Raw genomic sequence first — 3897 nt, 5'->3', positions numbered from 1 at the left:
ATTTTGATCATTCTGCTGGGGGGTATTTTTGATTTGTTCTTAACAATACCCATTGTGGCACTGTATATTTCTTTTATAAAGCGTTTGATATCGTATTACAAGGTTACGCGGCAATTAAATGCAGCGCTGAAAAAGCGTGTGTAGCCCTCATGTCATGGGGGGAGATGTGAGTTTTAGATCATGCCATTGCTTCACGGCTTGAGATGAAGGCATAGATTTTTTTTCTCATTTTACGCTGCTCTCCTTTTTGAAAAGGGCTGGTGGCAAGTAATAGGCTGGTGATAGGTCAGTGATAGATTTGTGATAGGCTGGTGATAGGTTTCAATGGGGCTGTTTATCGGCAGTTTGCTTGTTTTCTGTGAATTTGCAAAATCGTAAAAACGTGGAACTGTAAAGGCGCAGATGTGTGGTTGGTGAAGAGCCGTGAGGGTTTTGGGGTGCTTGGGATAAAGAGGGTGCGAAGTACGTTGAAGTGTTTTTTTTAGGAGCGCATTGAAATTTCTTTAAAAAAGCTTGTCGAGTATAAGTCATGACGGGACGACTATGAGAGGGAAGCAAACCCGCTAAAATTTGGACTGCTGAAAGAGAAGATTTTCGTGGGAACCTTACGTTGCGTAGAAACCATTGTTCCGTAGAAACTGTCGTTCTTTGAGGTGTCGGGAGAAAGGTCAGTTTTAAAATAGACAAAAAATTCTAAACACAATTTGCTGTTTTAAGCTTTATACTATGACGCCCCATAAGATTATGCTGTCTAAGTCGCGTGAGAAGAGAATAAGTCCGTGTGAATTTTATAAACCGTCAGAGGGGGATAAGCCCAGGGGTAAAAAACGTTTGGTTTTGGGGCTTTTGATATAAGGATACTGTTTGAGAGGCGTAAGGGAGGGGGATTGTTCGTTCGCAAAGCCTATGATGTAAAGAGTATGGGCTATTCAAGAGGGTGTTCGGGTATGGATAGAGATTGAAGGGCATGGCTTCTTTGAAAAGCATAGGTACTGATCATAAGTTTTGTTTATTCATATGGTTTTTTATGGCATCCAGTACCTGTTGGCTTATCTCCTGATGAGTCAGCCATCGTGAACCTTTTGGGGTTGTTTTTTGTCCTAATTGAATGGGGATAAAATCAACCTTGTTTTTGCGCGCGCATTCGAGGACCATTTGATCATGCGTGTTGGAACCAAAAATATGAAGAATACATGGCGGTTTAGGCAAAAGAGCTAACTGCTCAATTAATGCGCAAGAAAATGCATGGGCGGACGAATGAATCCATAATATGCAATATTTTAGATCATGCCATTGCTTCACAGCTTCTAAAAATTGCGCCTTTGATGCCGCACAATCATAATTCAATGGCACACACATATGCTGTTTTTGCAATGCCTCAAGCTGGACTTTATGGGAAAGAAAGCGTGCAGCAATAATCACTTCTTGCGGCTCAAGTGACTGACACAAAGGCGCAAGCATCCCTGTGCCCCCTACCACTAGATAACGATAGTGCGCATCCTTTTTTTTCAAGTCCCCTCCCTTATTGCTTTAAATCACACCACGGTGCTTTAAAAATGTACACATTTCATCAGCAAGCCTTTCACAACGTGTTTGTATCTCTTCACTGATAACTTTCCAAGTACGACCGTCATCATCTGAGGAAAAATCTTCGGGGGAAGAGGCGATTTGACATTGGAGTGCATAACCATAAAGCGTGCGCACCAACGGCAATAAATGTTCACACGGTTGTGCGCATTTTTTGGCGGTACTTCCATGAGAGATAAGCCCAACAGGTTTATTTAAAAAGGCATTATAGCTCAAATTATCAAGAGCATTTTTTAAAACACCCGAATAAGACCCTTGATAAACGGGGCTTGCTAGAATAACGCCATCAGCCGCTGCAATGGTTTTTACAAACTCACGAACCGCAGCACTTGGATTAGCCTCTACCTGCTGATGATAATCTGGATCTGTTATCGGCAACGGTTGTTCACGCAAATCAACCCAATGAAGTGATGCACCCCGCTTCATGAGGCAATCTGCTAAATAACTGGCTAAAGTTCGTGTTAATGAAGGTTGACGCACAGACCCCAAAATAATTGCTATATTCAATAGGATTTTCCTTTATCTTTTCCAGACAAGCCTATAACGCAAGGCTTATAAAGAATTGTGAGTAAAATGAAGCGATCATTATGCTGTCCATAGAGAGCAATTGTGATGATACCGCATAGTTATAGAATCAATCCATGCTAACAAGATTGTTGACAAAACAACACCTCAAACTTGAAGAGAATGTTAGTGCTTTCATTAATATTAAAACGCGTGATCTCAAAAATAGTGGCTGTCTCACTGTGTTAGAAGCGTTTTTATGAATATATTCTGAGCTATTGGCTTGCAAGATCCCTAATGAAAAATGGAAGATATCGTCATATTTTGATTTATAATGATCATTGATCCTTTTTAATTGGAATAAGAGAGTTGTAAGATTTTCTCATTTCAAATGCTCTTATTGCGCGATCATTTGCGCATCAATGGAAGTGACTTTTTTCATGTCTTAAATGGGGGGGCGGAAAACAGGGGGGGGCGGAAAACAATTGATAAAAGAATAAAAATGCTTCTATCTTTTCAAGAGATAAGGGCTGTTGTCGAAGCTAGATATGGCTGTTGTAGGGCGCGCGGTATGGCTGTTTGTAGGGTGCGGGCGGGTATGGCTGTTTGTAGGGCGCGCGGTATGGCTTGTCGTAGAAGGGGTGGTGGGTATGGCTTGTTGTAAGGGGCAGGTTTTGTTGTAGGAGAGCGCGCGCCTAGGGTAAATGGGTAATCTCGTAGAGGAACGAGTATGGCTTGTCGCAAGGGGAGGGTATGGGTATCGTAGATGCGGTGGGCGGCGCATGTGAATGGTGCTGGGTTATACTTTTTATTGAAACAATAGGGGTGATAGAGTTTATAGTAAGGGGGATATATTCATGAGGGCGCTATTGTTATCCCCTTCATGGGTGCTGTTCATGAAATGGGGTGTACGCGCGTTGGTTTAGAAGTGTTGAGAGGTGCTTCTTTAAAACAAGCACGTGTATTGGCAAAAGTATTGGCAATATAAATATACAATACGAGTGTTCTCTGGGGTATTCTGTCTGACGATAATGGACGGAATTTTACTTGAGAGATTGTTTGTGTCCTTATAAAAGCCAAGGACAAACAGTTGTATAAAAAGGAAGAGCAAATGAAGGGGGAAAATTCCACATTTTATAACAAACTGTGCTCTGTTCTTTTTGGAAAATCATCTCGTTCTTATAAAGATCATATTATCATTTGTCTTATTTCTATCCTTATTGGGATAGGTCATAAAGCTCTTTTGATCCCATTAGAATCCAAGTGGTCGTTGAGTGTATCGCAGGATAGCACTCTTTTGGCGCTCTTTGTGCTGCGTGAAGTCATCATGGTGTGTGTTGTTGCCTTGATGCCTGTTTTATTGGTGCTTTATCTCATCTTAACGTATTTGTTGAAAAAAAAGATTCAGCAGTTAGAAGAGGTTATCCAGCAACGGGGTCACACAACCGATCAACAAAATAATCCAGTAAAAAAGGATAGAGAAAAAATAAGCTGTTTTTTTATCGTATACTTTTGGTTGATATTTCTGCTAGACGTCTTTTTTCCTGCGGGTGTTGTCATGCTCATTTTAGAATTTTACTATTTTGTTTTCAAGCAGGTGAGAACGTATCGTAAAGTGAGACGGGCATTAAAACGCGTAAGATAAAGAGAGTGACAAGGCGCTGTTGTAGCTATCGTGAGGGGGAAGAGGCAATGTTTGGAAGCTCGTGACATAGAGAAGAGGGGCTGAATGGTTGGAAAATCATCAGGCAAAGAAGAGAGTCTATTTTCTTTTGTAATGAGGAGGAGGCTGCTCTTCATCATTTG

At 41.2% G+C, this 3897-nt stretch carries 4 protein-coding genes; 2 read left to right on the top strand and 2 right to left on the bottom strand.

The window, feature by feature from the left end; translation table 11 throughout:
* Positions 1–996: 996 nt before the first annotated feature.
* Both ACFIKE_RS03980 and ACFIKE_RS03975 read right to left on the bottom strand, forming a co-directional pair.
* The gene (locus ACFIKE_RS03980) at positions 997–1512 is read right to left on the bottom strand and encodes a short-chain dehydrogenase (RefSeq protein ID WP_375625331.1); all 516 of its coding nucleotides are present in this window, start codon (positions 1510–1512) and stop codon (positions 997–999) included.
* A gap of 18 nt (positions 1513–1530) precedes the next feature.
* Positions 1531–2094: an NADPH-dependent FMN reductase gene (locus ACFIKE_RS03975; RefSeq protein WP_375626426.1), complete on the bottom strand. Its 564-nt coding sequence runs from the start codon at positions 2092–2094 to the stop codon at positions 1531–1533.
* A 388-nt stretch (positions 2095–2482) separates the two neighbouring features.
* Here ACFIKE_RS03975 and ACFIKE_RS03970 point away from each other — a divergent pair, with 388 nt between their 5' ends.
* Positions 2483–2755 carry a hypothetical protein gene (locus ACFIKE_RS03970; protein ID WP_375648452.1) on the top strand — a complete coding sequence of 91 codons (273 nt, stop codon included), beginning with the start codon at positions 2483–2485 and terminating at the stop codon, positions 2753–2755.
* A 447-nt stretch (positions 2756–3202) separates the two neighbouring features.
* A complete protein-coding gene (locus ACFIKE_RS03965) occupies positions 3203–3736 on the top strand; it encodes a hypothetical protein (RefSeq protein WP_375648451.1) in 534 nt (177 codons plus the stop codon).
* Positions 3737–3897: the final 161 nt, after the last annotated feature.

The organism is Bartonella sp. MU70NMGDW, assembly GCF_042194085.1.
Lineage (GTDB): Bacteria > Pseudomonadota > Alphaproteobacteria > Rhizobiales > Rhizobiaceae > Bartonella > Bartonella grahamii.
Note: the sequence above shows the minus strand (reverse complement) of the source record. Positions and strands in the feature narration are given on the sequence as shown.

Coding starts and splice junctions, on each gene's coding strand:
- ACFIKE_RS03965 (WP_375648451.1), top strand. CDS start 3,203: ATGAAGGGGGAAAATTCCACATTTTATAACAAACTGTGCTCTGTTCTT.
- ACFIKE_RS03970 (WP_375648452.1), top strand. CDS start 2,483: ATGCTCTTATTGCGCGATCATTTGCGCATCAATGGAAGTGACTTTTTT.